We start from the raw sequence: 26,215 nt of genomic DNA, 5'->3' as shown, positions 1-26,215 counted from the left end.
TGGCTCTTGAAGATTGAATGTCGCCTCCGGGCAGGCTGGAGGAGGAGCCTGCCCGGAGGCTTGCGGGTCTGGGAGGACAGACCGGGAGGATCAGTTGGTTCCCTTGCCGCCGCATTTGCCGGTGGCAACGTTGAAGTTGCCGCAGGACAGAGGCGCGCGCCAATCGGAGATCAGGTCCTTGGAGTCAGGCAGATAGTCGGACCACTCGTCGCCCATCACCAGGCCCGGCGTCTGCGAGACGGTTTCGAACTGGCCGTCGGCCTGGATTTCGCCGATCAGCACCGGCTTGGTGATGTGATGGTTCGGCATCATCGTCGAATAACCGCCGGTCAGGTTCGGCACCGAGACGCCGACCATGGCGTCGATGACCTTGTCCGGATCGGTGGTGCCGGCCTTCTCGACCGCCTTCACCCACATGTTGAAGCCGATATAATGGGCTTCCATCGGGTCGTTGGTGGTGCGCTTGTCGTTCTTGATGAATTTGTGCCAGTCGGCGATGAACTTCGCGTTCTCGGGCGTGTCGACGCTCTCAAAATAATTCCAGGCGGCGAGATGGCCGACCAGCGGCGCGGTGTCGAGACCGGCAAGCTCTTCCTCACCAACCGAGAAGGCCATGACCGGAATGTCCTCGGCCTTGATGCCCTGGTTGCCGAGTTCCTTGTAGAACGGCACATTGGCGTCACCGTTGACGGTCGAGACGACGGCGGTCTTCTTGCCGGCCGAACCGAATTTCTTGATCGCCGAGACTTCGGTCTGCCAGTCGGAGAAGCCGAACGGCGTGTAGTTGACCATGATGTCTTCGGCGGCAACGCCTTTCGCCTTCAGGTAGGCTTCGAGGATCTTGTTGGTGGTGCGCGGGTAGACGTAGTCGGTGCCTTCGAGCACCCAGCGCTTCACCGAACCGCCATCCTCGCTCATCAGATAATCGACGGCCGGAATGGCCTGCTGGTTCGGCGCCGCACCGGTGTAGAACACGTTGCGCTCGCTTTCCTCGCCTTCGTACTGGACGGGGTAGAACAGGATGTTGTCGAGCTCGCTGAACACCGGCAGCACCGATTTGCGCGACACCGAGGTCCAGCAGCCGAACACCGCGGCGACCTTGTCCTTCGAGATCAGCTCGCGCGCTTTTTCTGCGAACAGCGGCCAGTTGGAAGCCGGATCGACGACCACCGCCTCGAGCTTCTTGCCGAGCAGGCCGCCCTTGGCATTCTGCTCTTCGATGAGCATCAGCATGGCGTCCTTCAGCGTCGTCTCCGAGATCGCCATGGTTCCCGACAGCGAATGGAGGATGCCGACCTTGATGGTGTCGTCGGCCGCCCTGGCGGGAATGCTCATCAGCAGGCCGGCGGTGACCACGCCGGCCGAAAACATTTTTGTTATTGTCGAGAAACTGCCCCTCATACTTTTAAACTCCCAAGCTGGTTAACTGCATCGGAACAGGACCATGCAACGGCTGTGCCAATCACCGGCGAAAGATCGGAGTGTTTGAGATTTCCCAGCCCTGTCAGTCGGTTAATGTATTAGCCGCAGGAGATGAACCGCCCCTGCCAGGTTTGAAATGAGAAAAGATCACTCGTATCAGCCTAAGTTTTACTCACATATAGGCCAATGCCCGAATTTTGAGCAGCATCATATGAGCGCTGGCGAGGATTGCAGCGCCGCAGCGAAATGAGGCAAGTTCGAACCCTTAACGGGGGACTCCATGGCCTTCAGAGCTTCTTGCATTTTCACCGCCATGCTTCTGCTGGCGGCGACGACCGTAGCGCGCGCCGGCTTCAGCGACGGCAAGCTGCCGGACGGCTCCTATCATTGCGAAGTCTATCTGCTTGGCATGTTCCTCAGCCTCGGCGACATCACCATCAAGGGAAACGTCTATAGCGGTCCGGTGAGCTTCGGCATCGCGCCGCAAAGCTACAATTACCAGATGGATGCAGACGGCGTGATCACCTGGCTGGGTCCGCTGGGCGGCTACACCAGTGGCGGCAACTCGATCTCGCTTACGCAGGCGACGCTGGAAAGCGGAACCACCCCGTCCTTCGATATCATCATGAAGCAGCCAGACGGCGCCTTTACCGCCTCGACCTGCACGAAGCGTTGAAAAGTACGGAACCTGGCGAGGTTCCGTACTCCGAAGTAGAAGCCGCCTAGCTCTCCGCCGCCATGTCGAGCGCCAGCCGGGTCATATCGGTGAAAAGGCCCTGGCGTTCGGAATAGTCGGTCTGCTCGCCGGTTGCCACATTGTCGACGACGGTCAGGATCGACAGCGCCCGGGCGCCGAAATCGGCCGCAATGCGGTAGAGTGCGCTGGTTTCCATATCCACGGCGAGCGCCCCCTGTGCCTGTGCTTCGGCAAAGCGTTCGCGCCCCAGCGGATGATAAAAAATGTCGCTGCAGATCGTCAGCCCGGCCCGATGGTCGATCCCGAGTTCCGAAGCCCGGGCCAACGCCTGGGCCAACAATGCAGGATCGGGGCCGGCATCGGCACGATAGAGACCAAAAACCTGGCCGCTCTCCGCATTTTCGCCGCGCACCGATTGTGCGATCACCAGGCTGCGCAGCGCCATCTCGGCGGTCAGGCCGCCGCAGGTGCCGGTGCGGATCAACGTTTTCGCACCGTAGAAATCCAGCAGCTCGTGCACGTAGACCAGGAATGACGGGACGCCGATGCCGGTGGACTGGACGCTGACAGGCTTGCCGCGAAACAACCCGGTAAAGCCGAGCGCGCCGCGGCGGCGGTTGACGCAGCGCGACGCTTCCAGAAAGGTCTCCGCCATCCATTCAGCGCGCTGCGGGTCGCCCGGCAGCAGCACCGTGCTTGCGTAGTCGCCTTTGCTAGCCTCGTTGTGTGGCGTCACGGCATGCTTCCAAAACCCGTCGCCCGTTTCGCCTGCAATCATGGCAGTCTCACGACATTGCGCAAGCGGAGCGTTGGAAGGGTCAGGATTCCAGCATGTCCTTTACGATCGTGGCCAATTGCTTGAGCGAAAACGGCTTCGGCAAGAAGCCGAAATGCGCGTCGGCCGGCAAGTTCTTGGCGAACGCGTCTTCGGCATAGCCGGACACGAAGATAAACTTGATGTCGGGCTGCCGTTTGCGCAATTCGCCAAGCAGCGTCGGGCCATCCATTTCCGGCATCACCACGTCCGACACCACGACGTCGACCTTGCCGCCGAGCGCTTCGTAGACTTCAAGCGCCTCGACGCCCGACGACGCCTCGTGGACGGTGTAGCCGCGCGATTTCAGCGCCCGCATGCCGCCCATGCGCACGGCGTCCTCGTCCTCGACCAGCAGCACCGTGGCCGAGCCCGACAGATCCTTGGCTGAGTCGGCGATCTTGGCAGGGGCGGCCGGCACTTCTCCAGCCTCGCCCGCCTTCCTTGCCTCCGCAATGTGCCGCGGCAGGAAGATGCGGAACACGGATCCCTTGCCGACTTCGGAATCGCAGAAGATGAAGCCGCCTGTTTGCTTGATGATGCCATAGACCATGGACAGGCCGAGGCCGGTTCCCTTGCCAACCTCCTTTGTCGTGAAGAAGGGCTCGAAGATCTTTTTCAGCACATCAGGCGCGATGCCGCTGCCGCTGTCCTCGACCTCGACCAGCACATAGTCGGCCGGAGTAAGTTCGCGGTAGGAAAAGGTCTTGCACTCTCCGGCGCTGACGTTGCGGGTGCGTACGGTGAGCTCGCCGCCGGCCGGCATCGCATCGCGTGCATTGACCGCCAGATTGACCACCACTTGCTCGAATTGCCCGATATCGACCCTGACCGGCCACAGGTCGCGGCCATGGTCGATTTTGAGCTTGATGTCGTTGCCGACCAGCCGGGCAAGCAGCATCCTTAGATCTGCGAGCACGTCGGTCAGGTTGAGCACCTCCGGCCGCAGCGTCTGCTTGCGCGAGAAGGCCAGCAACTGCCGCACCAGCGAGGCCGCCCGGTTGGCATTCTGCTTGATGTTCATGATGTCCGGGAACGACGGATCGGACGGCCGGTGGTTGGTCAAAAGCAGGTCCGAGGCCATGATGATGGCGGTCAGCACATTGTTGAAATCATGCGCGATGCCGCCGGCGAGTTGGCCGACCGCCTGCATCTTCTGGCTCTGCGCCATCTGGCCCTCGAGGGCCTTTTGCTCAGTGGTCTCCACGGCATAGACGATGGCCGATTCCTCGGCGCCCTCGCCACCGGTACCGTCTGCGACCGCGTTGACGTAGAAGCGTATGTGGCGCTCCTCATTGCCGGGCAGCACCGTATCGATCGGCTCGATGTCAGCCTGTTGCTGGCGTGCCTTTTCAAAGGCCGCGGCGAAAGCCGGCCGGTCGCGCTCGTGGATCACCGTATCCAGCCGCACACGCCGATCGACCGCATCGCGGTCGACGACCGAGGAAAACAGCGACAGGAACGGCGCATTGGTGCGCAGGATGCGGCCGGCATGGTCGACGCCGGCTATCGCCATCGGCGTCGAGTTGAAGAACCGCGTGAAGCGTATTTCCGATGCGCGGAGGTCGGCCGAAGCGTCCTCGCCTTGCGTCCGGTTGAGCACGATGGTGCGAGTCGGGCCGTTGAGCCCCTCTCGGCTGGCCGAGACACGATGCATGAAGCGCACCGGCAGCGCCTCGCCGGTCATCGTCGTCAGATCGAGGTCGATAACGGCATTGCGCGTGGTACCAGCGTCGGCCTTGACCGAACGGACCAGCGCCATGCCGTCGCCGGCGACGATCTCCGGCAGCGTGATGGCGCCGGGAGTGAAGCTGGCCAGGTCGATGCCCAGCCACTCCGCAAGGGTCGCGTTGATATAGGTGACGCGGCCTTCCTGGTCGGCCGAAAAGAAACCGGCCGGCGCATGGTCGAGGTGATCGATCGCCTTTTGCAGGTCGAGAAAGAACCGCTCCTGCTCGGCCCGTTCCTGCGAGATGTCGGCAAGCTGCCAGGCAAGCATGGGCAGCCGCTGGCCGGGAACGCTGAAGGCGCGGGCCCGAACGCGGTACCAGCGAGCGCCCGGTTCGGCGCCTGGCCGAATGGACTGCGCGAGCCGAAACTCGCCGTCGCCAGGCTGGCCATCACGCAGGCCGGACGCCAGCCGGTATATGGTCACCGAGGCCTCGGGAACGTCTGAAAGCAAACCTTCGACGGTCTTGAGGTCGGCGGCCGACTCGGCACCCGTCATATCGGCATAGGTCCGGTTGGCGTAGATGATACGGCCTTTGGTGTCGGTGACCAGGAGACCTTGCGACATCGAATCGACGAAAGCTTTCGACAGTTCGTCGCTTGTCGAGCGCGGCGTGATGTGCACGAAGCCGATCGCAGTGGCGAATAGAAAGCCGACGCCGATCATCGCCAGCACGCCAAGCATGCCGAGCAGGAATGGATCGCCAAGGCGCTCGCGGAAAAGGCCGAAGACGATCGCTGCCCCAGTCAGGACGACGATGAAGACGATGAGCCGGGTGACCGCTCCCGGCCGCGTGTTCTGGTCGACGATAGGTACCGGATAGAAATCGCCGCGCGCTTCCTTGGCCATGTGCCCCCTGCTCGTGAATTCCGGTGTCGGTTGAATCATATTCTCAGGGTTGGGAAAAGGCCCGGCTGCAGATGTCCGTTAAAAATGACGCCGTTCGGCTCCCGGCGTTTCAAGCTGTTCACGAAGCGTGAAAGGCAACTTGCGGTGGCCTGCCGCAACAGTCTAGTGTCGCCTCTCTTCGAAAGCTGATTTTGGGGGAACCAATGCTGCAATGGCTGGATGGCGTGGCGGGTCCTGGTTATGCCGCAGCAATCCTATGGACGTTTGCAGTACTTGTCCTTCTGCTCATCATTCTTCTTATCATCAGGCTGGTCCGCAGCCTGACGTTCGGGACATTCGTCGCCGGCGGCAGGAACCGCAAGACGCGGCTGGCTGTCATGGATGCCACAGCGGTCGACAGTCACCGGCGGCTGGTGCTGGTGCGCCGCGACGATATCGAGCACCTGCTCTTGATCGGTGGTCCGACCGACGTCGTCGTCGAGCGCGACATCAGGCTCTCGGCGCTGCGGCGCCCGGCATTGACCGGAGACAACGGCCACCAGCCGGCAGCAAGGTCGGCTTCGATCACAGCCGCGCCGGCGAGGCAAGCGCCACCGCAGCCGGCAGGCGTAACCGCGACCCCTGTCCGAGCCCGCCAGACGGCGACGATGCCGGCAACAATGCCGGCGCCGGCGCCGAAACCGGCATCGAACGTCACGCCGTTGCCAAGTTATGGATCCGTCAACGCCAATGCCTCGCGGCATGCGCAGCCGCCGGCAAGACAGGACTCCCCGGCAAGATACGAGCCGCCGGCACAGCACGAGTCGATTGACGATGCGCTGATGAAGGAGCTGGAGGTTTCCCTCGACGAGCCACGCTTCAGCCAAACGCCGAGCAAGCCGGTGGCGAAGGCGTCGCCCTCTCTCGACGACGAGATGACGAAGCTCCTCGGCGAGTTGTCCAATCAGAAAAGATAGGCCGATAGCGAACGGCCAATGAAAATGGCCGGAAAACCGGCCATTTTGAACGCTTTACCGATGCCGCTGTTTTTCCCGGCGACTCAGTCGTCGCGGTAGACCTTCTCGCGCCGCTCATGGCGCTCCTGTGCCTCGATCGACAAGGTGGCGATCGGGCGCGCGTCGAGCCGCTTCAGCGCGATCGGCTCGCCCGTCTCCTCGCAATAACCGTAAGTGCCTTCGTCAAGGCGCTGGAGGGCCGAATCGATCTTGGAGATGAGTTTTCGCTGGCGATCGCGGGCGCGAAGTTCGATGGCGCGGTCGGTTTCCGAGGAGGCGCGATCGGCGAGGTCGGGGTGGTTGGCGTTTTCCTGCTGCAGGATTTCGAGAGTTTCGCGCGCTTCGCGCAAGATGTCGTTCTTCCAGGTGACGAGCTTCATGCGAAAGTAGGATTTCTGCCGCTCGTTCATGAACGGCTCGTCTTCGGAGGGTACGTAATCGGCGGTAACGATGTCGTTCATTCGACTCACCCAACAAACCCCAAATTTGGCGCCTATATATTCGCGGACCGAAAGCTGCACAAGGTCAATCGACGACAGTTTCACGCAATTGTTAGTCTCGGACAAACCACCATCGGCGATGCCCTTTTTGCGAAGAATACGACCGAATCCGTACATGATTCGCTATGCTTGAGGGGCGCTTGCCATTGCGCACGGAGCTCTTCTGATGGCAAATCCTGCGGCGTGCTGACGGGTTCGGTGCCCGGCACAACGGGGATCCGGTGACCAGACTTTACCTGCTGAGGCATGCGAAGGCCGGCTGGGCGCTGCCTGGCGTGGCTGACTTCGACCGCCCGCTCGATCCATCCGGCTTCGCCGATGCCGAAGCGATGGGCGCCCTGATGCGTTCCCGCAAATACGCACCGGCCCGCACCCTTTGCTCAAGCGCCAAGCGCGCCCGCCAGACGCTGGAAAGCTTGGCTGGCCATACGGACACGGGCCGGGTGCTGTTCTGTGACACCCTCTACAGCGACGATGCCGCCGCGTACCTCACTGCCATCCGGCAGAATGGCGGGCTGGAGGCCCTGCTCGTCATCGGCCACAATCCGATGATCGAGGATCTCGCCATGGCGCTCTCAGGCGACGGCGACGAGACCGCGCGGGCCATGCTGAACCACGGCTTCCCGACCTCCGCACTTGCGGTGGTCCGGTTCTACGGCAGTCTTGCCGAGGCTGCGCCGGGCGCCGGCTATCTCGAAGCCTTCCTGACGCCTGCCGATATCTGAGGCCATTTCAAAGCCGCCCATCAAAGCCTATATCGGATCCTGACCGGCCCGCGAGAACAGATTTTGGCATCATCGCTGACGACTTTCACCGACGAGGCGAAGATTGCCTTGGATACGTTGTCAGGCCGCGCTGCCGGGCTTTTCGCTCCGTCGCTGCGTCTTGGCGTGACCGGGCTGTCCCGCGCCGGCAAGACGGTGTTCATCTCGGCCCTTGTGCACAATCTGGTCCATGGCGGACGCTTGCCGCTGTTTGAGGCACAAAAATCTGGGCGCATCGCCCGGGCTTTTCTCGAAGAGCAGCCGGACGACGCGGTACCACGCTTCCTGTACGAGGATCACATCGCAGCTCTTGTCGACGACCGCATCTGGCCGGATTCGACGCGTGCGATTTCCGAACTGAGGCTCACCATCGAATACGAATCGGCCTCTGGCTGGAGCCGCATGTTTTCCGCCGGCAAATTGTCGGTCGACATCGTCGATTATCCCGGCGAATGGCTGCTCGACCTGCCGCTGCTCGGCAAGTCCTACGCCGATTTTTCGCGTGAGGCCTTCGAGATGGCCGTGTTGCCGGTGCGTGTCGACCTTTCGCGGGAATGGCGGGCGCTCTCCAATCCGGTCGACCCCAACGCCGAGGCCGACGAGATGACGGCGCGCCGTCTCGCTGAGAGCTTCGCGGCCTATCTCAAGGCCTGCAAACTCGACGAGCGGGCGCTTTCGACCTTGCCGCCCGGCCGCTTCCTGATGCCCGGCGATCTTGAAGGCTCGCCCGCTCTCACCTTCGCGCCGCTGCCGAATCTGGGCGGCCGGCGCGCCCGCTCGGGATCGCTGCAGGCTATGATGGAGCGGCGCTACGAGGCTTACAAGACGCATGTCGTCAAACCGTTCTTCCGCGAACACATCACGCGTCTCGACCGCCAGATCGTGCTCATCGACGCATTGCAGGCATTGAATGCCGGCCCCGGTGCGATGGCCGATCTGGAGCGCGCGGTCACCGAAATCCTGTCCTGTTTCCGGCCCGGCCGGGGCAACTTCCTGACCGACGTGTTTTCGAGGCGTATCGACCGCATATTGGTGGCCGCGACCAAGGCCGACCATCTGCACCACGAAAGCCACGACCGGCTGCAGGCGATCGTGCGGCGGCTAGCCGACCGAGCCGTGGCGCGGGCGAATTTCACCGGCGCCGACGTCGACGTCGTCGCCATGGCTGCCATGCGCGCGACCCGGGAAGGCACGGTCAAGCAGGGCCGCGAGACTTTGCCGGTCATTATCGGCACGCCATTGCGCGGCGAAAAAATCGATGGCGAAACCTTTGACGGAAAGACCGAAACAGCCATATTTCCCGGTGACTTGCCGGAGAAAGTTGATGCGGTGTTCGACGTTTCCGAATCGACCCGCCCGCAAAACAATGACGACCCCGCGATCCGCTTCGTGCGCTTTCGCCCGCCGAAACTCGAGCGCACCGCCGAGGGTGTGACGCTGTCGCTGCCGCATATCAGGCTCGACCGCGCGCTGCAGTTCCTGATCGGAGATCATCTCGCATGAGTGCGCCCCGCAGACCGGCGGCCTTTCGCATAGAGCCGGAGCCCCAGCAGAAGGAAGATTCGACGGCTCACCATGCTGCGTCCGAGGCCGCGCCGGCGCGAAAGCCGCGTACCGTGAAGGCGGATCTTGCCGTGGTCACACCGGCGGAGATCGACGTCTTCGACGAGCCTGATATCGTCGCTGCCGAACCGCCGCCGGCGATTGCGCCGCGAAAACGTTCGCCGCTTGGCAGCCTGTTCTTCGGCGCGCTGGGCGTTCTGGTTTCGCTCGCCGTCGGCCTCTGGACCGACCAGCTGATTCGCGACCTGTTCGAGCGCGCCGAGTGGCTGGGCTGGCTGGCTGCCGCTATGGCCGCGATCGCCATCCTGGCGCTTCTGATCATCCTCGTGCGCGAATTCATGGCGATTGCCCGCCTTGCCGAGGTCGAAAAGTTGCAGAAGCGGGCGCTCGATGCGATTGCCCGTGACGATCCGAAGGCCGCCCGCGCCGTGGTCGACGAGTTGTCGGTCTTTGTCTCGGCCAAGCCTGAAACCGCGGCTGGCAGGCGCTCGCTGGCCGAATTGCGCGGCGAGATCATTGACGGCGGCAATCTGGTGCGGCTGGCCGAGACCGAGATACTCGGCCCGCTCGATGCCCGCGCCAGGGTGATGATCCTCGAAGCGGCGAAGCGCGTCTCCCTGGTGACCGCGGTCAGCCCCCGCGCGCTGGTCGACGTTGCCTATGTCGTGTTCGAAGCCGGCCGGTTGATTCGCCGGCTGTCGGAGCTTTATGGCGGCCGCCCCGGCACGCTTGGCTTTTTTCGCCTGGCGCGCAGCGTTCTGGCCCATCTCGCGGTCACCGGGTCGATCGCCGTCGGCGACAGTTTCGTCCAGCAGATCGTCGGCCACGGCCTTGCCGCCCGGCTCTCGGCCAAGCTCGGCGAAGGCGTCGTCAACGGCATGATGACTGCGCGCATCGGCATTGCAGCGATGGAAACCGCAAGGCCCCTGCCCTTTTACGCGGTCAGGCGGCCCGGATTGGGCGATTTCCTCTCCGCGCTGACCTCCTTTGCAGCAAAGAAAGAAAAAGAAACATCCGCTTCCGGAACGTGACTATTGCCTTGGGGTGACAAAGCATTAACCAATCTTGTCCATGGTCGGAAGCGTCCAAACCAGTCTCTTTGTTGCCGGGTGTCGTCGATGAAAAGCGTTATTCTGTCCAGCGGGCTGCCCGTGGCGCTCGCGCTTGTCGCAACCGTCGGCATTGCCGGAAAGACCTCGGCGGCGGAACCGGACAAGCAGTTCTTTCGATCGGTCGAAGGCAAATGGGTCGGCCCCGGGGAAATCGTTGCCGGCAAATACAAGGGCACGAAATTCACCTGCAGCTTCATCGGCTCGACGCCTGACGGCAAGGTCGGCATGTCGCTCGACGGCGGCTGCCGGGTAGGCATGTTCACCCAGCAGATGTCGGCAACGATCGAACACAAGGGCCGGCAGGGCTACAAGGGCAGCTTTATGGGCGGGGCCGCCGGCTCCGGCCTCGACATTATCGGCGGCAATGTCGTCGATGCGCACAAGGTGGTTTTCACCATCAATCGCAATCAGTTGCGCGGCGTTATGCAGGCGCTTGTCCCCGACGACAATTCAATGACGGTGACCGTTGCCGTGCGCGTCGACCAGCAGCTGGTCCCGGTCATCGGCATGAAGTTGAAGCGGATCGATGCAGTCGAGGTCGGCTCCATAACGCCGAACTGACTTTCAGCGTGAGAAAAGGCGGCAACCAAACGGCGCCGCCTTCTTTAACATGCAAATGGGCGCTCAGCCCTTGATCACGGCAATCACTTCGTCATAGGCCTTGCAGGCCTCAGCCGCTGTCGTGCCGCCCTGATATTTGGTTGTGACCGCCTGGACCTTGGCCCCGAGGTCGGCTGCCTTGGCCGGATCCTTGGTAATCGCAGCCTGAAGTGCCGCAGTCATGTCCTGGGCCTTCTTGGTCAGCATCTCGGTCGTGCACTCCGGCGCCTTCGAACAGGCAGAACCGGCAAGTGCCGCGATGCCAACGGCAAGCAGCAAAAACGTCTTCATGTCAGTCATCTCCTCAAAAAAGGGCCGCGACTTGATCGTCGCTCGCCCTTCACTAGCCGAAGCCGGGCGTCCTTAGCGCCGGATTGCTGGAACAAGCAACGCCCGGGAGCCCATTATCCTGTTCAGTGCGCCTGCAATATCGCCTTCACAACGCGCCGGATTCGCACTGTTCGATCCGCCCCGTAGCCCCTATCTTGGCCGCTTGTTGCAAGAGAGCGGAACGGCAGGCATGGCGGCAGAGGCATCGAACGGCGATCTGATCCAGGTGGTGGCGCTGCTTGCCGCCGGCGTCGTTGCGGTGCCGATCTTCAGGCGTTTGGGACTTGGCTCCATCCTCGGCTATTTGGCGGCCGGCGTCGTGATCGGCCCATTCGGCCTGCGCATTTTTTCCGAATCGGAAGCCATTCTTCATGTCGCCGAACTCGGCGTCGTTATGTTCCTGTTCATCATCGGGCTGGAGATGCAGCCGTCACGGCTATGGGGCCTGCGCCGCGAGATTTTCGGGCTTGGCGCGCTGCAGGTCGGCGTCTGCGCGGTCCTGCTGACCGGCGTCGGCCTTGCGGGAGGTTTCCCGATCGCGCAATCCTTCGTCGCCGGCGCCGGTTTCGTACTCACCTCGACGGCAATCGTCATGCAATTGCTGGAAGAACGCGGCGACCTGGCCACGCCCAAGGGCCAGCGCATCGTCTCGGTCCTGCTTTTGGAAGATCTGGCCATCGTGCCATTGCTGGCGCTGATCGCCTTCCTCGCGCCGGGCGGCGCCGATATGAGCCTGTCGGATCGGTTGACGGAGGTCGGCATCGGCCTTGCCGCGATCGTCGGGCTGGTGCTTGCAGGACGCTATCTGCTCAATCCGTTCTTCCGTATCCTGGCGGATGCGCGCGCCCGTGAGGTGATGACCGCAGCCGCCCTTCTGGTCGTGCTCGGGTCGGCGCTCGCCATGCAGCTTTCCGGCCTGTCGATGGCCATGGGCGCCTTCTTGGCCGGCGTGCTTTTGTCGGAATCGACCTTCCGCCATCAGCTGGAGGCCGACATCGAACCGTTCCGCGGCATTCTGCTCGGACTGTTCTTCCTCGCTGTCGGCATGTCGCTCGACCTGCATGTGGTCGTCGTCAACTGGCAGCTCATTGCCATCTATGTCGTCGCCTACATGATGATGAAGGCGATCGGCATCTATATCGTCGCCCGCATTCTCAAAACCGGCCACCGGGAAGCGCTCGAGCGCGCGGTCTTCATGGCGCAAGGCGGCGAATTCGCCTTCGTCCTCTATTCCGCAGCGGCGGCTGTCGGTATCATCGATAGCCAGGCCAATGCGATGCTGACCGCCATCGTCATCATTTCCATGGTGCTGACGCCCTTAGCGATCATAGCATTGCGGTATCTGACGCCACGCGACGAGCAGTCGCTTGAAGGCGTCGATGTCGCCGACGGCCTGACCGGCAGCGTGCTGATCATCGGCTTTGGCCGGTTCGGCCAGATCGCCAGCCAGCCGCTTTTGTTGCGCGGCATCGACGTCTCGATCATCGACAATGAGGTCGAGATGATCCAGGCAGCGGCCGATTTCGGCTTCAAGGTCTATTACGGCGACGGCACGCGGCTGGACATCCTGCGTGCCGCGGGAGCCGGGCGCGCACGCGCCGTGCTGATCTGCGTTGACAAGCCCGATTCCGCCGTGCGCATCGCCGAGCTCATCAAGGCGGAGTTTCCGTTGCTGACGGTGCTGGCGCGGGCTTTCGACCGCGGCACGGCGTTGCAGCTCATTCGTGCCGGCGTCGACTATCAGCTCCGCGAGACGTTCGAATCGGCGCTTGTCTTCGGCGGCTCGACACTGGAAGCTCTCGGCGTCGATCCGGAAGAGGTCGCCGAGGTAGTCGAGGACGTCCGCCGCCGCGATGCTGCCCGTTTCGAACTTCAACAGGCAGAAGGCATCCGCGCCGGGCGGCGCTTCCTCAAAGGCAATATCGGCACCCCCATCCCGACGCCGCTCAGCACGCCACGGCGCGTGGGCCAGGCGCTCAACGAGGAGACCGCCGGCGTGCTGCAGAAATCCGAACCGGCCGATTAAACGTTGGAAAGACGCGAATGATGAACGAACTGGACGAGCGCGCTGTCTCCATCACCAGATTCTGGCGCGACGCCGGGGAGGACGCGTGGTTCGAGAAGAACGACGCCTTTGATGCCGACTTCCGCACCCGGTTTCTCGATCTGCACTTTGCCGCCGCCCGCCGCGAATGCGACGGCTGGTCCGAACACGCCGAAGGGTCGCTGGCACTGATGATCCTGCTCGACCAGTTTCCGCGAAACTGCTTTCGCGCCACCGGCCACATGTACGCCACGGACCCGCTGGCGCGGCATTTCGCCGGGAAAGCGATCGCTGCCGGCCATGACCTGGCACTCGACGAAGAGCTCCGCGTTTTTTTCTATCTGCCCTATGAGCATTCGGAGGACCTCGCCGATCAGCTCAAATCGGCAGAGCTTACCGCCGCCAAAGCCCCGATCTATCTGAAATATGCGATCGAGCATCGCGACATCATCCAGCGCTTCGGCCGCTTTCCGCATCGAAACAGGATGCTTGGCCGCGAGACGACACCGGACGAACAAATGTTCCTCGACGGAGGTGGGTTCTCCGGCTGATTTCAGGCACCGATGGCGGCAGCGTCAGGTTTTCCACCAATCCCGGCCTGACGGCAGCCGTTCAATGCCCGATGTGTCGACGGCGGCCAGCCGCTCCGATACGCTCTTGCCGTCGACCACAAGCTCCGGCGCAATTTCTGCCAGCGGCGCCAGCACGAAGGCGCGCTCCAACATGCGCGGATGCGGCACCTCCAGTCCGGTCTCGTGGATGATGCGGTCGCCGAACACCAGAATGTCGATATCGATCAGGCGTGGACCCCAGCGCTCCTCGCGCACCCGCTTCAGTTTTCGCTCGGCGTCGAGGCAAACGTCGAGCAAAGCCCGTGGCGCGAGCGCGGTCGAGATTTCGGCCGCCGCGTTGAGGAAATCCGGCTGATCGAGCTTGCCCCAGGGCGGCGTGCGGTAGAGCGACGAAACGGTAACGACGCGCGTTCTCTCGTTGGCATCCAGAATGCCCAGTGCCGCAGCCATCGACTTCGCCGGATCACCGAGATTGCCGCCAAGGCTGAGATAGACGGTGTTGTTGTTGTTACTATTCTGGCCAGACAACGGTCACCTCGACATGATCGAGCACACCCGGCACCGGGGCGTTCGGCTTGCGCACGGTGATCTCGGCCTTTTTGATCTGCGGAAACCGCGCCGTCAGCGCCCTCGCCACTTCGAGCGCCAGCGCTTCGATCAGAAAGCGCCGTTCGCCGGTAATGATCTTCTCGATGACCGCAAAGGCGATGCCGTAATTGACGGTGTCCTCGATGGAATCCTCGACCAGCGCCCGCCCGGGATCCACCGTGAGTGCCGCATCGACATAAAAACGCTGGCCGAGCGTCTCTTCTTCGTCCAGCACACCGTGCCGGGCAAAGAAGGCGCAGTTCTTCATGCGGATGACATACATGGCTCAGCGTTCCCCGATCTCACGTGCCAGCATAGCATCGGCGATGGCCAGCGCATCCACGTTGATTGCGACATCGTGGACGCGAAAGAGATGCGCGCCTTTGAGCCTCAGGATAACGCTGGTGGCCGCGGTCCCGGCGCCTCTTGCGGCTGCGTCGCGGCCGGTGACGGTGCCGATAAAGCGCTTTCGCGATGTGCCGGCCATCAGTGGAAAACCCAGCGCATGAAGCTCGGAAAACCGTGCCATCAGGTCAAGATTTTCCGCTGCCGTCTCCTTGGCAAAGCCGAAGCCCGGATCGAGCACGATATGGTCGTCGGCAACACCGCTCCGCCGCGCGATTTCCAGCGACTTCCTGAGGAAGAAGAGCTGATCGGCAATCACGTCGGGCAGTTTCTGCCGGTCCCGTCCAGTGTGCATGACGACAAGGCCAGCGCCGGTTTCGGCCGCGACGCGGGCAATGCCCGGTTCGCGCTGTAGGCCCCAGACGTCATTGACGATATGCGCGCCGGCTTGGACGGCAAGCCGGGCCGTATCCTCGCGATAGGTATCGACCGAGATCAGCGTTCCGCCAGACGTCGCGAGCGCCTCGATGACCGGCAATATGCGAGCCTGCTCTTCCTTTGCGGAGACCGCAGACGCCCCGGGACGTGTCGATTCTCCGCCGATGTCGATGACGGAGGCCCCCTCCTCGACCATGCGGCGCGCCTGGGCCACTGCTTTTTCCGGCGCATCGAACAGGCCGCCGTCGGAAAAACTGTCCGGCGTGATGTTGAGGATGCCGACGACCACGGCCTTGCCGCCAATGTCGAGATGGCGTCCGTGCGCCAACTGCCATCGCCCTGTCATCATTGCCCATCAACCATGTTCGATCCCGCGGCGTGGCCAGGGATCAATTCCGTTGCGCCGGAGACGGCGGTAAAGCAAGGTGGGCAAAGAGGCAACACGATGAAACGATCCCTCCTTTGCGCCCTGATGCTCGCCCTGACCGCATTCCCGGCCGGCGCTGCAACTCTCGTCAAGACATATAGTTATTTCCCGATCGGCGGCAGGACGCTCGACGACATCGAGACCCAGCTGTCGAAACTCGGGCCTCAGGTGAAAAGCACCGGGTCGCGGCATCCAGGCGCTACCCAGATGGCGTTCACCACCCGCGTCAGCTATGCGCAAAAGCCGGGCTCGTGCTGGATTGCCGACGCTGTCGTCACCGTCAAGGTCAAGGTCATCCTTCCTGAGTGGCGCCGCCCGCGCAAAGCCGATGCCGGCGTCAGGCTGTTCTGGGATACGTTGTCCGCCGACATCAAGCGCCATGAGGAACGCCACGTCGAGATTGCCAAGAACCACGGCCGCGAACTAGAAGACGCCTTGAAGGCGAGCTACCCGGAAAAGACCTGCGAACTGGCAAAGGCCAAGGCCGCAAAAATCACTGCGGCCATGCTTGCCAAACACGACCAGGACCAGATGCGCTTCGATCGTGTCGAAAGCGCCAATTTCCAAAGCCGCATCCTGCGGCTTTTGCACTATCGCATCGAGCGCATTGAGAACGGCCGACTCGCTCCCGGCTGAACTCCGCGTCGTCGGACAAAGCCAATTTTGCCGAAACATAGTGCCAGCTTCGGAAAACTTTCGAGCCGCTGTCGAAATCGGCCTATAGCGAACGACATATGCCAGGTTCGCAGGGATCAGCCTCCGGCAAACGCCAATCGGCGTACTAGATGCTTCCCAGCCCGTCGCGGACGTGCACGCAGGCATAATGGATGAACGGATATGGACCAGGCTGTCGACAAGCAAACGATGGTGGAAACCAGCGCGCCGCTGACCGAAACCGAGAAAAACGCCATCATCGGCGGCGTGCTTTTGTCGATGCTGCTGGCGGCGCTCGACCAGACCATCGTCGCGCCGGCGATGCCGACGATGGCACGTCTGCTCGGGCATGCCGAATATCTGCCATGGATCGTGACCGGCTATCTTCTGACCGCGACCGCCGTGGCGCCGCTCTACGGCAAGATCTCCGATATTTATGGTCGCCGGCCGACCGTCTATGCTGCAATCCTGATCTTTCTCGCCGGCTCGCTGGTCAGCGCCACGGCCCCTAACATGCTGGTCCTGGTTGTCGGCCGGGCGATCCAGGGCGCCGGTGGCGGCGGCCTGTTCGCCCTGACGCAGACCGTGATCGGCGACCTCGTGCCGCCGCGCGAGCGGGCCCGATACGCCGCCTGGATCTCGGGCACATGGGCCGTCGCCAGCATCGCCGGGCCGCTGCTCGGCGGCACCTTCGCCGAACATCTGCATTGGTCGCTGATCTTCTGGATCAACATTCCGCTCGGCCTGCTGGCCATGGCGATCATCAACAACCCGCTCAAGAAGCTGCCGATCGCCGCAAAACATCACCGCATCGACGGCCTCGGCGCGCTGCTTCTGGTCGCGGCCACCTCGCTGCTGCTGCTTGCCTTGAACTGGGGCGGCAGCGAGTATCCGTGGCTGTCGCCTGAAATCCTTGGACTGCTCGCCTGCTCGGCGGTGTTCTGGAGCGCGTTCGCGCTGCGGCTCATGCGCGCGGCCGAACCGCTGATCTCGCTCGAAGTGCTCGGCAATCCGATCGTTCTCGCCGGCACATTGTCGATGTTCCTGCTGCAGGCCGCCAGTGTCGGCTTGTCGGTCTATCTGCCGGTCTACCTGCAATCGGTCGTCGGCCTGTCGGTCAGTCAATCGGGCACCGCGTTGCTTGGGCTGATGCTCGGCACGGTGGCCGGTGCGACATTCAGCGCGCGAATGATCCCGCGCTTTTTCCACTATAAGCGCATTGCCATGATCGGAACTGTTTTCTCGATCCTGTGCCTCGGCGTGCTCAGCCTGGTCGCCGGGCATGCCTCACTTTTGCTCGTCGAGGTGTTGACGACCTGCGTAGGCCTGGGTACAGGCACGACCTTTCCGGTTGCCACCGTCTCGGTCCAGAACGCCGTCGATCGCATGCACCTTGGCGTAGCGACCGGCGTTCTCACCTTCCTGCGCTCGCTGGGCAGCGCGCTTGGCGTCGCTATGCTCGGTGCCGTCGCCCTTGGTTACGGGCTGCCGCTGGCCAGCGAAGGCACGCAGCCGGCTGGCCATATCGCCTCGGCCATGCCGTTCGTGATGATCTTTCTTGCCGCGGCCGCGATCTTGCTGTTGTCGCTCATCACGCTCTGGCTGATGCCGGAGAAAACGCTTCGCGGCCATGCCGAGGCTGTGGCTCCAGCCCTGGCGGAGTAGACCGGCCCGACGAAAATATGGCGAGGTTTAGTCGACCACGCCGAGCTTCTTCTGCAGACTGGTTGACGAGGTCGTATACTGAAAAACGATGCGCTCGCCGGGGCTGACGATGCGCTTGGCCGCTTGCGCCATCAAGGCGACCTCGTGGAAGCCCGACAGGATCAGCTTCAGCTTGCCGGGGTACCAGTTGATGTCGCCGACGGCGAAGATGCCGGGCACCGACGTCTGGAATTTTTCGGTGTCGACCGGGATCAGGTTCTCGTGGAGGTTGAGGCCCCATTCGGCGATTGGGCCGAGCTTCATCGTCAGGCCGAAGAACGGCAGCATCCGCGTGCACGGCACTTCGACATCGCCCTCCGGCCCCTTGATCGTGGCCGAGACTAGCTGGCCGTCGCTGCCGGTCAGGCCAGTCACCTGTCCAACCTGGAATTCCAGCTGCTTCATCTCCTGCATGGCGTACATCTTGTTGACGCTGTCGGGCGCTGCGCGGAATTCGGGCCGCCGGTGCACCAGCGTCACGCTCTTGGCGACCGGCTGCAGGTTCAGCGTCCAGTCGAGCGCCGAATCGCCGCCGCCGACGATGACGAGGTCGTGGCCGCGAAAGTCCTCCATCCGGCGCACCGAGTAGAACACGCTCTTGCCTTCATAGGGTTCGATGCCTGGAATCGGCGGCCGCTTCGGCTGGAACGAACCGCCGCCGGCGGCAATCACCACAATTTTGGCTTCGAACACCTCGTTTTCGTCGGTAATGACGCGGAAGCTGCCGTCGTCCAGCCTTTCCAGGCTCGAAACCATGCGGCTATAGGTGAATTCGGGCTTGAACGGCGCGATCTGCTCAAGCAGCTTGTCGACCAGGCCTTGCGCCGAGATCGAGGGCCAAGCCGGAATGTCGTAGATCGGCTTTTCCGGGTAGAGTTCGGCGCATTGCCCGCCGGGCCGGTCGAGTATGTCGATCAGATGGCACTTCATGTCGAAGAGGCCGAGCTCGAATACGGCAAACAGGCCGATAGGCCCTGCCCCGACAATGAGTACGTCCGTCTTGGTGATAGCGGTCATGAAGCATGCGCCTTTATGGGAAAACGGCGCGACACTGCATGACCATTGGTCCGCTGCCAAGCAGCAGCCGCAAAAATCGGCTTCAGCCCTGGCGGGCCGGCACACGCACGACCAGCCCGTCGAGGGCGTCGCGCACCTTGATCTGGCATGACAGCCGCGAGTTCGGCTGGACCTCGTAGGCGAAATCCAGCATGTCCTCTTCCATGGCTTCCGGCTCGCCGACCTCCGCCGTCCAGGCTTCGTCGACATAAACATGGCAGGTCGCGCAGGCGCAGGCGCCGCCGCATTCCGCTTCTATTCCCGGCACCGCATTGCGGATCGCATTTTCCATGACGGTCGAGCCGTTTTCGGCATCCACGTCAAAATGCGTGCCGTCATGGGCGATGAAGGTCAGCTTGGTCATTTGTCACCTGAAGGGAGTCTGAGCCGACATAATCACTCTGCCGGACAAGTCAACTGCGGCACCAAAGCGCCGCTGTGTGGCGTTTTGGGAATAAGCGCTATCGGCTGATGGCGGCGACGAAGTCGCGCACTTCTTCGATCAGCGAGCCAAGCCGCTTCAGCGTGCTGGCGTCTTCGGGCCGGCATTCGATCGCGCTGGCGCAATCGGCAATGGCGAAGGCGCCGACCCCGCGCGCCGAGCCTTTGAGCCCGTGTGCCAATAGCAGCCGCTGCCTGACATCCGCATGGACGATCTTGTCGCGCACCGACAGCGCCTGCTGCACGAACAGAGCCAGCACCTCCTGCTCGAGGCTCCGATCGCCCATCGTCTGGCGCGCAAGATGCGCCAGGTCGATCGGCCGCGCCCCGGCTGTCCCCGACACGTCGCCGCCGGGCATCGAGAAGGTAATGCCGTTTTCGCCACGTATCACTTTGAGACTCCGTTCTTCGACCGCCGCAAAAACTAGGCGTATCCGGTGGACAACGGGTTAATGATTGGCCCGGAAAAATGTCGCGATAACGGCGCCGGAATCACGGCTGTGTTAACCTTATATTTAAAGTTTTACGTATCGGGCGGAATGCATGTTTTCTTTACCCGGCTGTGTCATTACGATACGACAGGTCCATTTTCAGCCTCCTGCGCGGGACACGCTAGGCAGAATCAATAAGCAGAACCATAAGTCCCGCGGCAGCTTGTACAGGGTAGCGAAGGCATGGCGAAGAAACCAACGACGACAAGAACGCTCGACAGCGACGTAGCCAGGGAACTTGAAAAGGCACTTGATATCGATCTGAGCGGCGATGCCGGCGGCGACTTCGACATGGCTGCATCCATGGAAGATCTCGAAGCGCAAATATCGCAAGCCGCCGACGAGCTGGCGCGCGAAGGTCGCAGCCAGAACGAAGCGCCTGCCCCGGACCAGACCCAGAACGCGGCACCTGCCGCCAATCAAAGCCAGATCGCAAATCCCGCGCCAAAGGCCAAGCCGGCTGAGTTGCGTCCTGTCGCAACGCGCAATGGCTCGCAGCCGGCAGCTTTCTCGCCGGCCAACGACGATCGTCAAAAAGACTATAAGACGCTTCTGCACACCCTCAATCGGCGCGCCTCGAACACGATCTACTGGGTCGTGGCTTTCGTTTCGCTGGCCTGGATCGCCGGCGCTGGCGGCCTTGCGAACCTGTTGTTCGGACCTGGCATCTGGAACATCCGCACCTTCGATCAGTTTTTCGCCCGTCCGGAGCTGATCGGCCTAGCGGTCGCGGCAATCGTGCCCGTCATCCTGTTCTGGGCATTCGCAGTGATGATTCGCCGCGCTCAGGAGATGCGCCTTGCCGCGCAGTCGATGACCGAGGTGGCCTTCCGTCTGGCCGAGCCGGAAAATCTTGCCCAGGATCGCGTCATGATGATCGGCCAAGCGGTTCGCCGCGAGGTGGCAGCCATGGGCGAAGGCATCGAACGCACGCTTGCGCGTGCCATCGAGCTCGAAACGCTGGTCCACAGCGAGGTGAACCAGATCGAGCGCTCCTATTCAGAGAACGAGTCCCGCATCCGCTCGCTGGTCGACGGGCTGGGCAGCGAGCGCGAAGCGGTCGTCACCCATGCCGAGCGCGTGCGCGCCTCGATCACCGGCGCCCACGAGACACTGAAAGACGAGATCAACGCCGCCAGCGATATCATTCGCGACAGCATTCTCAACGCCTCGACCAAGCTGTCGATGACGATCAACGAATCCGGCGATACGCTGATCGACAGGATCAACGGAAGCTCGTTGTCGATCTTCGATTCGGTGGAAGGCCGGCTCGAATCGATCACCGATCGGCTGTCGACGTCGGGCGAGGCCTTCGCCAGCCTGCTCGACACCCGGATCGCCAAGCTGACGGACACCACCGATGGCCTGACGCGGTCACTGACCGACCTGCTCGACGACCGCACGAGCGGCATGGTGTCGCTGCTCGGCGGTGCCGCCCGCACACTCAATTCGGAATTCGAAGCCAGCCTCAACGGCATCGAGCGGACGCTTGCTGAACGTGGCCAGGCGCTGATCAGCGAGTTCCAAACCCGCGCCGAGGCGCTCGACACCGGCACGCAGAAGCTCAACGCCGCGCTGGAGGCTCGCGCACGCCAGATCAACGAGACGCTGGTCGAGCGCGCGCGCGAAATCGCCCACACCTTCCAGGATAGCAAGGAGACGCTGTCGGCGATGATCGATCAGGGCAAGACCCAGATCGGCGCCGACATGGCCGACATCATTTCATCGACCTCGACCATGCTTGAAGCCCGCGCCGGCGATTTCGCCGGGCGCATGGAAGCGGCGCGCCATGTCGTATCGCGTTCGTTCGATACGGACATCCAGCGGCTTGCCGATGCTCGCGCCGGCATCGAGGAAGCCGTCGAGAACCACAGCCGCAAGCTTTCCGAAAGCCGCGACCGGATGGCGGCGGCAATGCAGGCCGATCTGGCGAAGTTCGCCGAAGGTCGCGCCGAAATCGACGCAGCGGTGGCTAACCAGGTGCAGAAGCTAGCCGAAGGCCGCGGCCTGATCTCGCGCGCCCTTGAAGAGGATCTGCGCAAGGTCAACGAATCGCGCGCAGCGATCGACGCTTCGCTGGGCAGCCATCTCGAAAGCCTTGAAGAGGGTCGCAACAGGCTTGCCCAGGCCTTGAACGAAGACTCCGGAAAACTCGTGCAAGCTCGTACGATAATTGATGAAATGGTTGCCGGGCACGTCGGCAAGCTCGCCGAAGGCCGCAGCATCCTTTCGCGCGCGCTCGAGGCCGACCTCGGCAAGCTGGCAGAGAGTCGCGCCAGCATCGACGGCCTCGTCGCCGGTCAGGTCGAAAAGATCGCCGAGGGTCGCGCCATACTCGCCAGCGCGCTGGAAGCCGACATCGCCGGCATCAATGGCCTCATCGAGGCGCATTCGGCGAAATTGGCGCAAGACCGCAGCGGCCTTTCCCAGTCACTCGATAACGACCTGTCCGACATCAGGAGCCTGATCGCCGATCATTCTGGCAGGCTCGCCGATGACCGCAGCCTGCTTTCGAAGACGCTTGAAGACGATCTTGCCAAGCTGGCCGAAAGCCGGTCGAGCATCGATGGGCTGGTTGCCGGCCAGGTCGAGAAGCTGGCCGAAGGCCGCGACATCCTCAAGCGCGCGCTGGAATCGGACCTGAACGCGATCAAGGGCGTCATCGCCGGCCAGTCCGAAAAGCTGGCGGAAGACCGTGGCCAGTTGTCGCGGGCACTGGAGAGCGACCTGCAGGCTGTGCGGGGCGTTGTCTCCGATCACATGAACAAGCTCGCCGAAGACCGCTCGACGCTGTCGAAGGCGCTCGAAGACGATCTCGCCAAGTTGGCCGAAAGCCGCTCGAGCATCGACGTGATGGTTGCCGGCCAGGTCGAAAAGCTGGCAGAGGGCCGCGACATCCTCAAGCGTGCGCTCGAAGCCGATCTGAGCACTGTCAAGGATGTCATCGCCGGCCAATCCGAGAAGCTGGCCGAGGATCGCGGTCAGCTGTCGCGGGCACTGGAGACCGATCTCGAGACCGTGCGGGGCGTCGTCTCCGAACATATGAACAAGCTCGCCGAGGACCGTTCGGCCCTCTCGAAGGCGCTCGAGGACGATCTTGCCAGGCTGGCAGAGAGCCGGTCGAGCATCGACGGGCTGGTCGCAGGCCAGGTCGAGAAGCTGGCCGAGGGTCGCGACATCCTCAAGCGCGCGCTGGAAGACGATCTTGCCAAGCTGGCCGAAAGCCGCTCGAGCATCGACGGACTGGTTTCCGGCCAGGTCGAGAAACTGGCCGAAGGCCGCGACATCCTCAAGCGCGCCTTGGAGGCCGATCTCAGCACGATCAGGGGCGCCATCGCCGATCAGTCGCAGCTATTGACCGATAATCGCGCGCAGTTTTCGCGTGCCCTGGAAGCCGATCTCGGCAACGTCAACAGCCTTGTCGCAACCCACGCAGAGAAGCTCGTCCAGGACCGCTCGACCCTGTCGAAGGCGCTCGAGGACGATCTCGCCAAGCTGGCCGAAAGCCGCTCGAGCATCGATGGGCTGGTTGCCGGCCAGGTTGAGAAACTGGCGGAAGGCCGCGACATACTCAGGCGCGCGTTGGAAGCCGATCTGGAGAGGCTTGCAATGAGCCGCAGCGAAGTCGACGAGATTGTCGCCGGTCATGTCGGCAAGCTGAGCGAGGGCCGCGACATGCTGACCCGCGCATTGCAGGACGATCTCTCCAGGCTCGCCGAAACGCGCAAGGATGTCGACCGTTCGCTGTCCGGCCATATCGACCAGATCGCCGCCAGGAGCACCGACATCTCCGATGCGATCGCTGCGGACGTAGAAAAGATCGAGCAGGCGTTCAGCCGGCAGACAGGCATCATTGAAGAGCGCGCCAGCACAATGGAGCGGGCGCTGTCGACGGGTGTCGACAACGTGCGCAGTGTGCTCGAAAGAAGCGCGGTCTTCGTCGCCGGCGCGCTGCGCGAGAAGGTCATGGAAGTTACCAGCGCGCTGCATGAGCAGGCGGGCGCGGCATTCAGCGATGCCGACCGCAAGATCGCCGAGCGCGCCGAGCAGACCTCGGCCGCCCTGCTCGCCAGGGCGGAGGACATCGCCCGCACCTTTGAAGAGGCGGATCGTCGCCTCGCCGCCCGCGCCGAGGATACGTCGAGCGCACTGATTGCCCGCGTCGACGACACGTCGAACAGCTTGCTCGCGCGTGCCCAGGAAACGGCCGATCAGCTGGCAGCCAGAGCAAGTGAGATTGCCGGCACCTTCGACGCGGCGGACCACAGGCTGGTCTCTCGCGCCATCGAAACGGCCCAGTCGCTGGCGGCACGTGCCGGCGACATCCTGCGCAATTTCGAAACGGCCGACGAGCGGCTGGGCGTGCGCATCGGCGAATCCGCCGAAGCGCTCGCGGCACGCGCGTCGGATCTCGGTCGCATTTTCGATGCCGCCGACCAGCAACTTATTTCGCGCATTGCCGAAGGCTCCGAAGCACTTTCGGCCCGTGCGTCCGAGATCGGCCGCATCTTCGAGGAGGCGGATCATCGTCTGGTGTCCCGCATTGCCGACAGCAGCACCGCCATCGGCGAACATGCCGACACCATTGTCGGTGCCTTCACCAGCACCGAGCAGCGGGTTGCCGAACGCGCCAGGCAGACTGGCCAGGAACTCGCCGTCCATGCCCGTGAAATCGAGCAACTGCTTGCCGGTGCCGACGAACGCCTGGCATCGAGTGCCGCCGCCACAGCGGTCCGCGTCGAGGAGCAGGTCGCCAGCGTCGAGAACCGCCTCGCCTACTCCGCCGAGACAATGGGCCAAAAGCTCAACGAACAGGTCTCGAATGCCGAGGCGCAGTTGGTCTCGCGCGCCAACTCGATCGCCGAAACCTTCACCGCGGTCGGCCAGCATATCGGCCAGAGCACCAATGACGCTGCAAAGACCATCGGTGCCAATACTCGCGAGCTCAATACGATGCTTGCGGCACGTTCGGCCGAAATATCGAAAATCCTGGACGAGACGGCACGGCCTCTGGTCGAGCGCTTCGCCCAGGGCGGCTCCGAGCTGCAAAAGAGCATGGAAGAGGTCACCGAACGTGCGACCGAGAAGCTGCGCACTCAAAACGCCGCCCTCGTCGACGCCCTCGCCAGCCGTACGGCCGAAACCCTGTCGGCCGTCGAAGGCGCGCGCTCGACGCTTGCCGACAGCGTTGCCGACCTCATCGGCCGCATGACCACCTCCAGCTCGCAGCTCGGTCAGTTGATCGAGCAGGCGGCGACCAATCTCGGCCAGGTCGACGAACGCCTGACCGGCAGCACGCAAAGCTTCGCAGCGACCACCGAAAAGACCGCGCAGACCTTCGCCAGCTCGGCGCGCCTGGTCGATTCGAACACGACGCGGCTCACCGAGCTGTCGTCCTCGACCTTGCGCGAGGTTGCCTCTATCGCCACCAAGTTCGACGAGCACAGCCGGTTGCTTTCCAGTGCCTCGGACCTGTTGAGCTCGGCCCAGAGCAATCTCGAGCACACGCTCGAAAGGCAATCGTCACTGGAGGACCTCGCGGTCGGCCTTGTCAAGAAATCGGAAGATCTCGAAAGGGTCATGCGCTCGTTCGAGAATCTGGTCGGCCAGACGCTGCAGAACGCCGAAGGCAAGACGCTGGAATCCGCCGACAAGATCCGTACCGCGATTTCCGAAGTGGTCGATTCGGCCACCAAGCGCTTTGCTGATGCGACCGAGGAGATGCGGCGTACCGCCGGCTCGATCAAGAGCGAGCTCGACCTCACCCGCGCCGAGCTCAAGAAAGGCGTCATCGAGATGCCGGAAGAGGCAAAGGAATCAACCACGGCTATCCGCCGTGCCGTTTCAGAGCAGATCAACGCGCTGAAGGAACTTTCTGAAATCGTTGCCAAATCTGGCCGCAGCACCGACAGTTCGGAACAGCGCAACCTGCGTCCGACGCCGCAAGCGCCTGCCGCACGCCCCGCCGAACCGCCACGTCGCCCGGCTCCGGCTCCAGAACAGCGCCGTGCACCACAGGCGCCTTCGGGCGAGACGGCGCTGCGCGGCACGCTCGACCTCGAACGTCCCGCAGACCAAGC

General features: G+C 62.9%; 22 protein-coding genes. 11 read left to right on the top strand and 11 right to left on the bottom strand.

From position 1 onward, the window contains the following. Window positions 1-90: 90 nt before the first annotated feature. Window positions 91-1,401 (bottom strand): urea ABC transporter substrate-binding protein, encoded by a 1,311-nt coding sequence (urtA, locus tag X773_RS44785; RefSeq protein ID WP_023674852.1) that lies wholly within the window; start codon window positions 1,399-1,401, stop codon window positions 91-93. A gap of 301 nt (window positions 1,402-1,702) precedes the next feature. On the opposite strand from urtA, the gene X773_RS44780 reads away from it, so the two are divergent. After that, on the top strand, window positions 1,703-2,098 hold the full coding sequence (locus X773_RS44780) for a hypothetical protein (protein ID WP_023674851.1): 396 nt from the start codon (window positions 1,703-1,705) through the stop codon (window positions 2,096-2,098). 46 nt (window positions 2,099-2,144) lie between these two features. Here the strand turns inward: X773_RS44780 and X773_RS44775 are convergent, their stop codons facing one another. Next, complete coding sequence (locus tag X773_RS44775; protein ID WP_023674850.1) at window positions 2,145-2,855, bottom strand: DeoD-type purine-nucleoside phosphorylase; 711 nt, start codon at window positions 2,853-2,855, stop codon at window positions 2,145-2,147. 82 nt (window positions 2,856-2,937) lie between these two features. Beyond that, window positions 2,938-5,511 carry a response regulator gene (locus X773_RS44770; protein WP_023674849.1) on the bottom strand — a complete coding sequence of 858 codons (2,574 nt, stop codon included), beginning with the start codon at window positions 5,509-5,511 and terminating at the stop codon, window positions 2,938-2,940. A 203-nt stretch (window positions 5,512-5,714) separates the two neighbouring features. Here X773_RS44770 and X773_RS44765 point away from each other — a divergent pair, with 203 nt between their 5' ends. Next, complete coding sequence (locus X773_RS44765; protein WP_031211276.1) at window positions 5,715-6,467, top strand: flagellar biosynthetic protein FliO; 753 nt, start codon at window positions 5,715-5,717, stop codon at window positions 6,465-6,467. Between the two features lie 83 nt (window positions 6,468-6,550). Here the strand turns inward: X773_RS44765 and dksA are convergent, their stop codons facing one another. Next, complete coding sequence (gene dksA, locus X773_RS44760) at window positions 6,551-6,967, bottom strand: RNA polymerase-binding protein DksA (RefSeq protein ID WP_023674847.1); 417 nt, start codon at window positions 6,965-6,967, stop codon at window positions 6,551-6,553. Between the two features lie 260 nt (window positions 6,968-7,227). On the opposite strand from dksA, the gene X773_RS44755 reads away from it, so the two are divergent. The 4 genes from X773_RS44755 to X773_RS44740 all read left to right on the top strand — a co-directional run bounded on the left by X773_RS44755 (window position 7,228) and on the right by X773_RS44740 (window position 11,006). After that, window positions 7,228-7,731, top strand: coding sequence for a histidine phosphatase family protein (locus X773_RS44755; RefSeq protein ID WP_023674846.1), 504 nt, complete (start codon window positions 7,228-7,230; stop codon window positions 7,729-7,731). Between the two features lie 63 nt (window positions 7,732-7,794). Next, window positions 7,795-9,273, top strand: a complete 1,479-nt coding sequence (locus X773_RS44750; protein ID WP_023674845.1) for a YcjX family protein — start codon at window positions 7,795-7,797, stop codon at window positions 9,271-9,273. After that, entirely contained in the window at window positions 9,270-10,364 is a 1,095-nt protein-coding gene (locus tag X773_RS44745) for a TIGR01620 family protein (protein ID WP_023674844.1), read from the top strand. Before X773_RS44750 ends, X773_RS44745 begins: the two co-directional genes overlap by 4 nt. A gap of 87 nt (window positions 10,365-10,451) precedes the next feature. After that, the gene (locus X773_RS44740; RefSeq protein ID WP_023674843.1) at window positions 10,452-11,006 is read left to right on the top strand and encodes a hypothetical protein; all 555 of its coding nucleotides are present in this window, start codon (window positions 10,452-10,454) and stop codon (window positions 11,004-11,006) included. Window positions 11,007-11,069: 63 nt separating this feature from the next. On the opposite strand, the gene X773_RS44735 is transcribed toward X773_RS44740, so the two are convergent. Further along, window positions 11,070-11,336 carry a hypothetical protein gene (locus X773_RS44735; RefSeq protein WP_023674842.1) on the bottom strand — a complete coding sequence of 89 codons (267 nt, stop codon included), beginning with the start codon at window positions 11,334-11,336 and terminating at the stop codon, window positions 11,070-11,072. 229 nt (window positions 11,337-11,565) lie between these two features. Between X773_RS44735 and X773_RS44730 the strand changes: the two genes are divergently transcribed. Beyond that, window positions 11,566-13,401, top strand: a complete 1,836-nt coding sequence (locus X773_RS44730; RefSeq protein WP_023674841.1) for a monovalent cation:proton antiporter-2 (CPA2) family protein — start codon at window positions 11,566-11,568, stop codon at window positions 13,399-13,401. A 20-nt stretch (window positions 13,402-13,421) separates the two neighbouring features. Next, window positions 13,422-13,970 carry a DUF924 family protein gene (locus tag X773_RS44725; protein WP_084640962.1) on the top strand — a complete coding sequence of 183 codons (549 nt, stop codon included), beginning with the start codon at window positions 13,422-13,424 and terminating at the stop codon, window positions 13,968-13,970. Window positions 13,971-13,994: 24 nt separating this feature from the next. Here the strand turns inward: X773_RS44725 and folK are convergent, their stop codons facing one another. From folK to folP, 3 genes are read right to left on the bottom strand one after another with little or no spacing between them, the layout of a single operon-like run. Continuing rightward, complete coding sequence (folK, locus tag X773_RS44720) at window positions 13,995-14,519, bottom strand: 2-amino-4-hydroxy-6-hydroxymethyldihydropteridine diphosphokinase (protein WP_023674839.1); 525 nt, start codon at window positions 14,517-14,519, stop codon at window positions 13,995-13,997. Continuing rightward, a complete protein-coding gene (gene folB, locus X773_RS44715) occupies window positions 14,503-14,862 on the bottom strand; it encodes a dihydroneopterin aldolase (RefSeq protein WP_023674838.1) in 360 nt (119 codons plus the stop codon). The genes folK and folB overlap by 17 nt, the downstream gene beginning before the upstream one ends. A 3-nt stretch (window positions 14,863-14,865) precedes the next feature. Beyond that, window positions 14,866-15,711 (bottom strand): dihydropteroate synthase, encoded by an 846-nt coding sequence (gene folP, locus X773_RS44710; RefSeq protein ID WP_023674837.1) that lies wholly within the window; start codon window positions 15,709-15,711, stop codon window positions 14,866-14,868. Window positions 15,712-15,807: 96 nt separating this feature from the next. Here folP and X773_RS44705 point away from each other — a divergent pair, with 96 nt between their 5' ends. Both X773_RS44705 and X773_RS44700 read left to right on the top strand, forming a co-directional pair. Beyond that, entirely contained in the window at window positions 15,808-16,425 is a 618-nt protein-coding gene (locus X773_RS44705; protein WP_023674836.1) for a DUF922 domain-containing protein, read from the top strand. A 201-nt stretch (window positions 16,426-16,626) separates the two neighbouring features. After that, entirely contained in the window at window positions 16,627-18,108 is a 1,482-nt protein-coding gene (locus X773_RS44700) for an MDR family MFS transporter (RefSeq protein ID WP_023674835.1), read from the top strand. A gap of 27 nt (window positions 18,109-18,135) precedes the next feature. Here X773_RS44700 and X773_RS44695 read toward each other — a convergent pair whose 3' ends face one another. The 3 genes from X773_RS44695 to X773_RS44685 all read right to left on the bottom strand — a co-directional run bounded on the left by X773_RS44695 (window position 18,136) and on the right by X773_RS44685 (window position 20,033). Then, window positions 18,136-19,164 carry an NAD(P)/FAD-dependent oxidoreductase gene (locus X773_RS44695; protein WP_023674834.1) on the bottom strand — a complete coding sequence of 343 codons (1,029 nt, stop codon included), beginning with the start codon at window positions 19,162-19,164 and terminating at the stop codon, window positions 18,136-18,138. Between the two features lie 82 nt (window positions 19,165-19,246). Then, window positions 19,247-19,567, bottom strand: a complete 321-nt coding sequence (locus X773_RS44690) for a 2Fe-2S iron-sulfur cluster-binding protein (RefSeq protein WP_023674833.1) — start codon at window positions 19,565-19,567, stop codon at window positions 19,247-19,249. 97 nt (window positions 19,568-19,664) lie between these two features. After that, window positions 19,665-20,033, bottom strand: coding sequence for an Hpt domain-containing protein (locus X773_RS44685; protein WP_023674832.1), 369 nt, complete (start codon window positions 20,031-20,033; stop codon window positions 19,665-19,667). A gap of 285 nt (window positions 20,034-20,318) precedes the next feature. Here X773_RS44685 and X773_RS44680 point away from each other — a divergent pair. Next, the coding region (locus X773_RS44680; RefSeq protein WP_023674831.1) for a kinesin at window positions 20,319-26,215 on the top strand (5,897 nt) is incomplete at its 3' end.

It is taken from the genome of Mesorhizobium sp. LSJC280B00, from assembly GCF_000502835.1.
GTDB lineage: Bacteria > Pseudomonadota > Alphaproteobacteria > Rhizobiales > Rhizobiaceae > Mesorhizobium.
This window is presented reverse-complemented; position numbering and strand designations above follow the sequence as displayed.

What these genes read in the sequence shown, in the direction of transcription:
- urtA (WP_023674852.1), bottom strand. Translation starts at nt 1,401, where the DNA reads ATGAGGGGCAGTTTCTCGACAATAACAAAAATGTTTTCGGCCGGCGTG.
- X773_RS44780 (WP_023674851.1), top strand. Translation starts at nt 1,703, where the DNA reads ATGGCCTTCAGAGCTTCTTGCATTTTCACCGCCATGCTTCTGCTGGCG.
- X773_RS44770 (WP_023674849.1), bottom strand. Translation starts at nt 5,511, where the DNA reads ATGGCCAAGGAAGCGCGCGGCGATTTCTATCCGGTACCTATCGTCGAC.
- X773_RS44765 (WP_031211276.1), top strand. Translation starts at nt 5,715, where the DNA reads ATGCTGCAATGGCTGGATGGCGTGGCGGGTCCTGGTTATGCCGCAGCA.
- dksA (WP_023674847.1), bottom strand. Translation starts at nt 6,967, where the DNA reads ATGAACGACATCGTTACCGCCGATTACGTACCCTCCGAAGACGAGCCG.
- X773_RS44745 (WP_023674844.1), top strand. Translation starts at nt 9,270, where the DNA reads ATGAGTGCGCCCCGCAGACCGGCGGCCTTTCGCATAGAGCCGGAGCCC.
- X773_RS44740 (WP_023674843.1), top strand. Translation starts at nt 10,452, where the DNA reads ATGAAAAGCGTTATTCTGTCCAGCGGGCTGCCCGTGGCGCTCGCGCTT.
- X773_RS44735 (WP_023674842.1), bottom strand. Translation starts at nt 11,336, where the DNA reads ATGAAGACGTTTTTGCTGCTTGCCGTTGGCATCGCGGCACTTGCCGGT.
- X773_RS44730 (WP_023674841.1), top strand. Translation starts at nt 11,566, where the DNA reads ATGGCGGCAGAGGCATCGAACGGCGATCTGATCCAGGTGGTGGCGCTG.
- X773_RS44725 (WP_084640962.1), top strand. Translation starts at nt 13,422, where the DNA reads ATGAACGAACTGGACGAGCGCGCTGTCTCCATCACCAGATTCTGGCGC.
- folB (WP_023674838.1), bottom strand. Translation starts at nt 14,862, where the DNA reads ATGTATGTCATCCGCATGAAGAACTGCGCCTTCTTTGCCCGGCACGGT.
- folP (WP_023674837.1), bottom strand. Translation starts at nt 15,711, where the DNA reads ATGATGACAGGGCGATGGCAGTTGGCGCACGGACGCCATCTCGACATT.
- X773_RS44705 (WP_023674836.1), top strand. Translation starts at nt 15,808, where the DNA reads ATGAAACGATCCCTCCTTTGCGCCCTGATGCTCGCCCTGACCGCATTC.
- X773_RS44700 (WP_023674835.1), top strand. Translation starts at nt 16,627, where the DNA reads ATGGACCAGGCTGTCGACAAGCAAACGATGGTGGAAACCAGCGCGCCG.
- X773_RS44695 (WP_023674834.1), bottom strand. Translation starts at nt 19,164, where the DNA reads ATGACCGCTATCACCAAGACGGACGTACTCATTGTCGGGGCAGGGCCT.
- X773_RS44690 (WP_023674833.1), bottom strand. Translation starts at nt 19,567, where the DNA reads ATGACCAAGCTGACCTTCATCGCCCATGACGGCACGCATTTTGACGTG.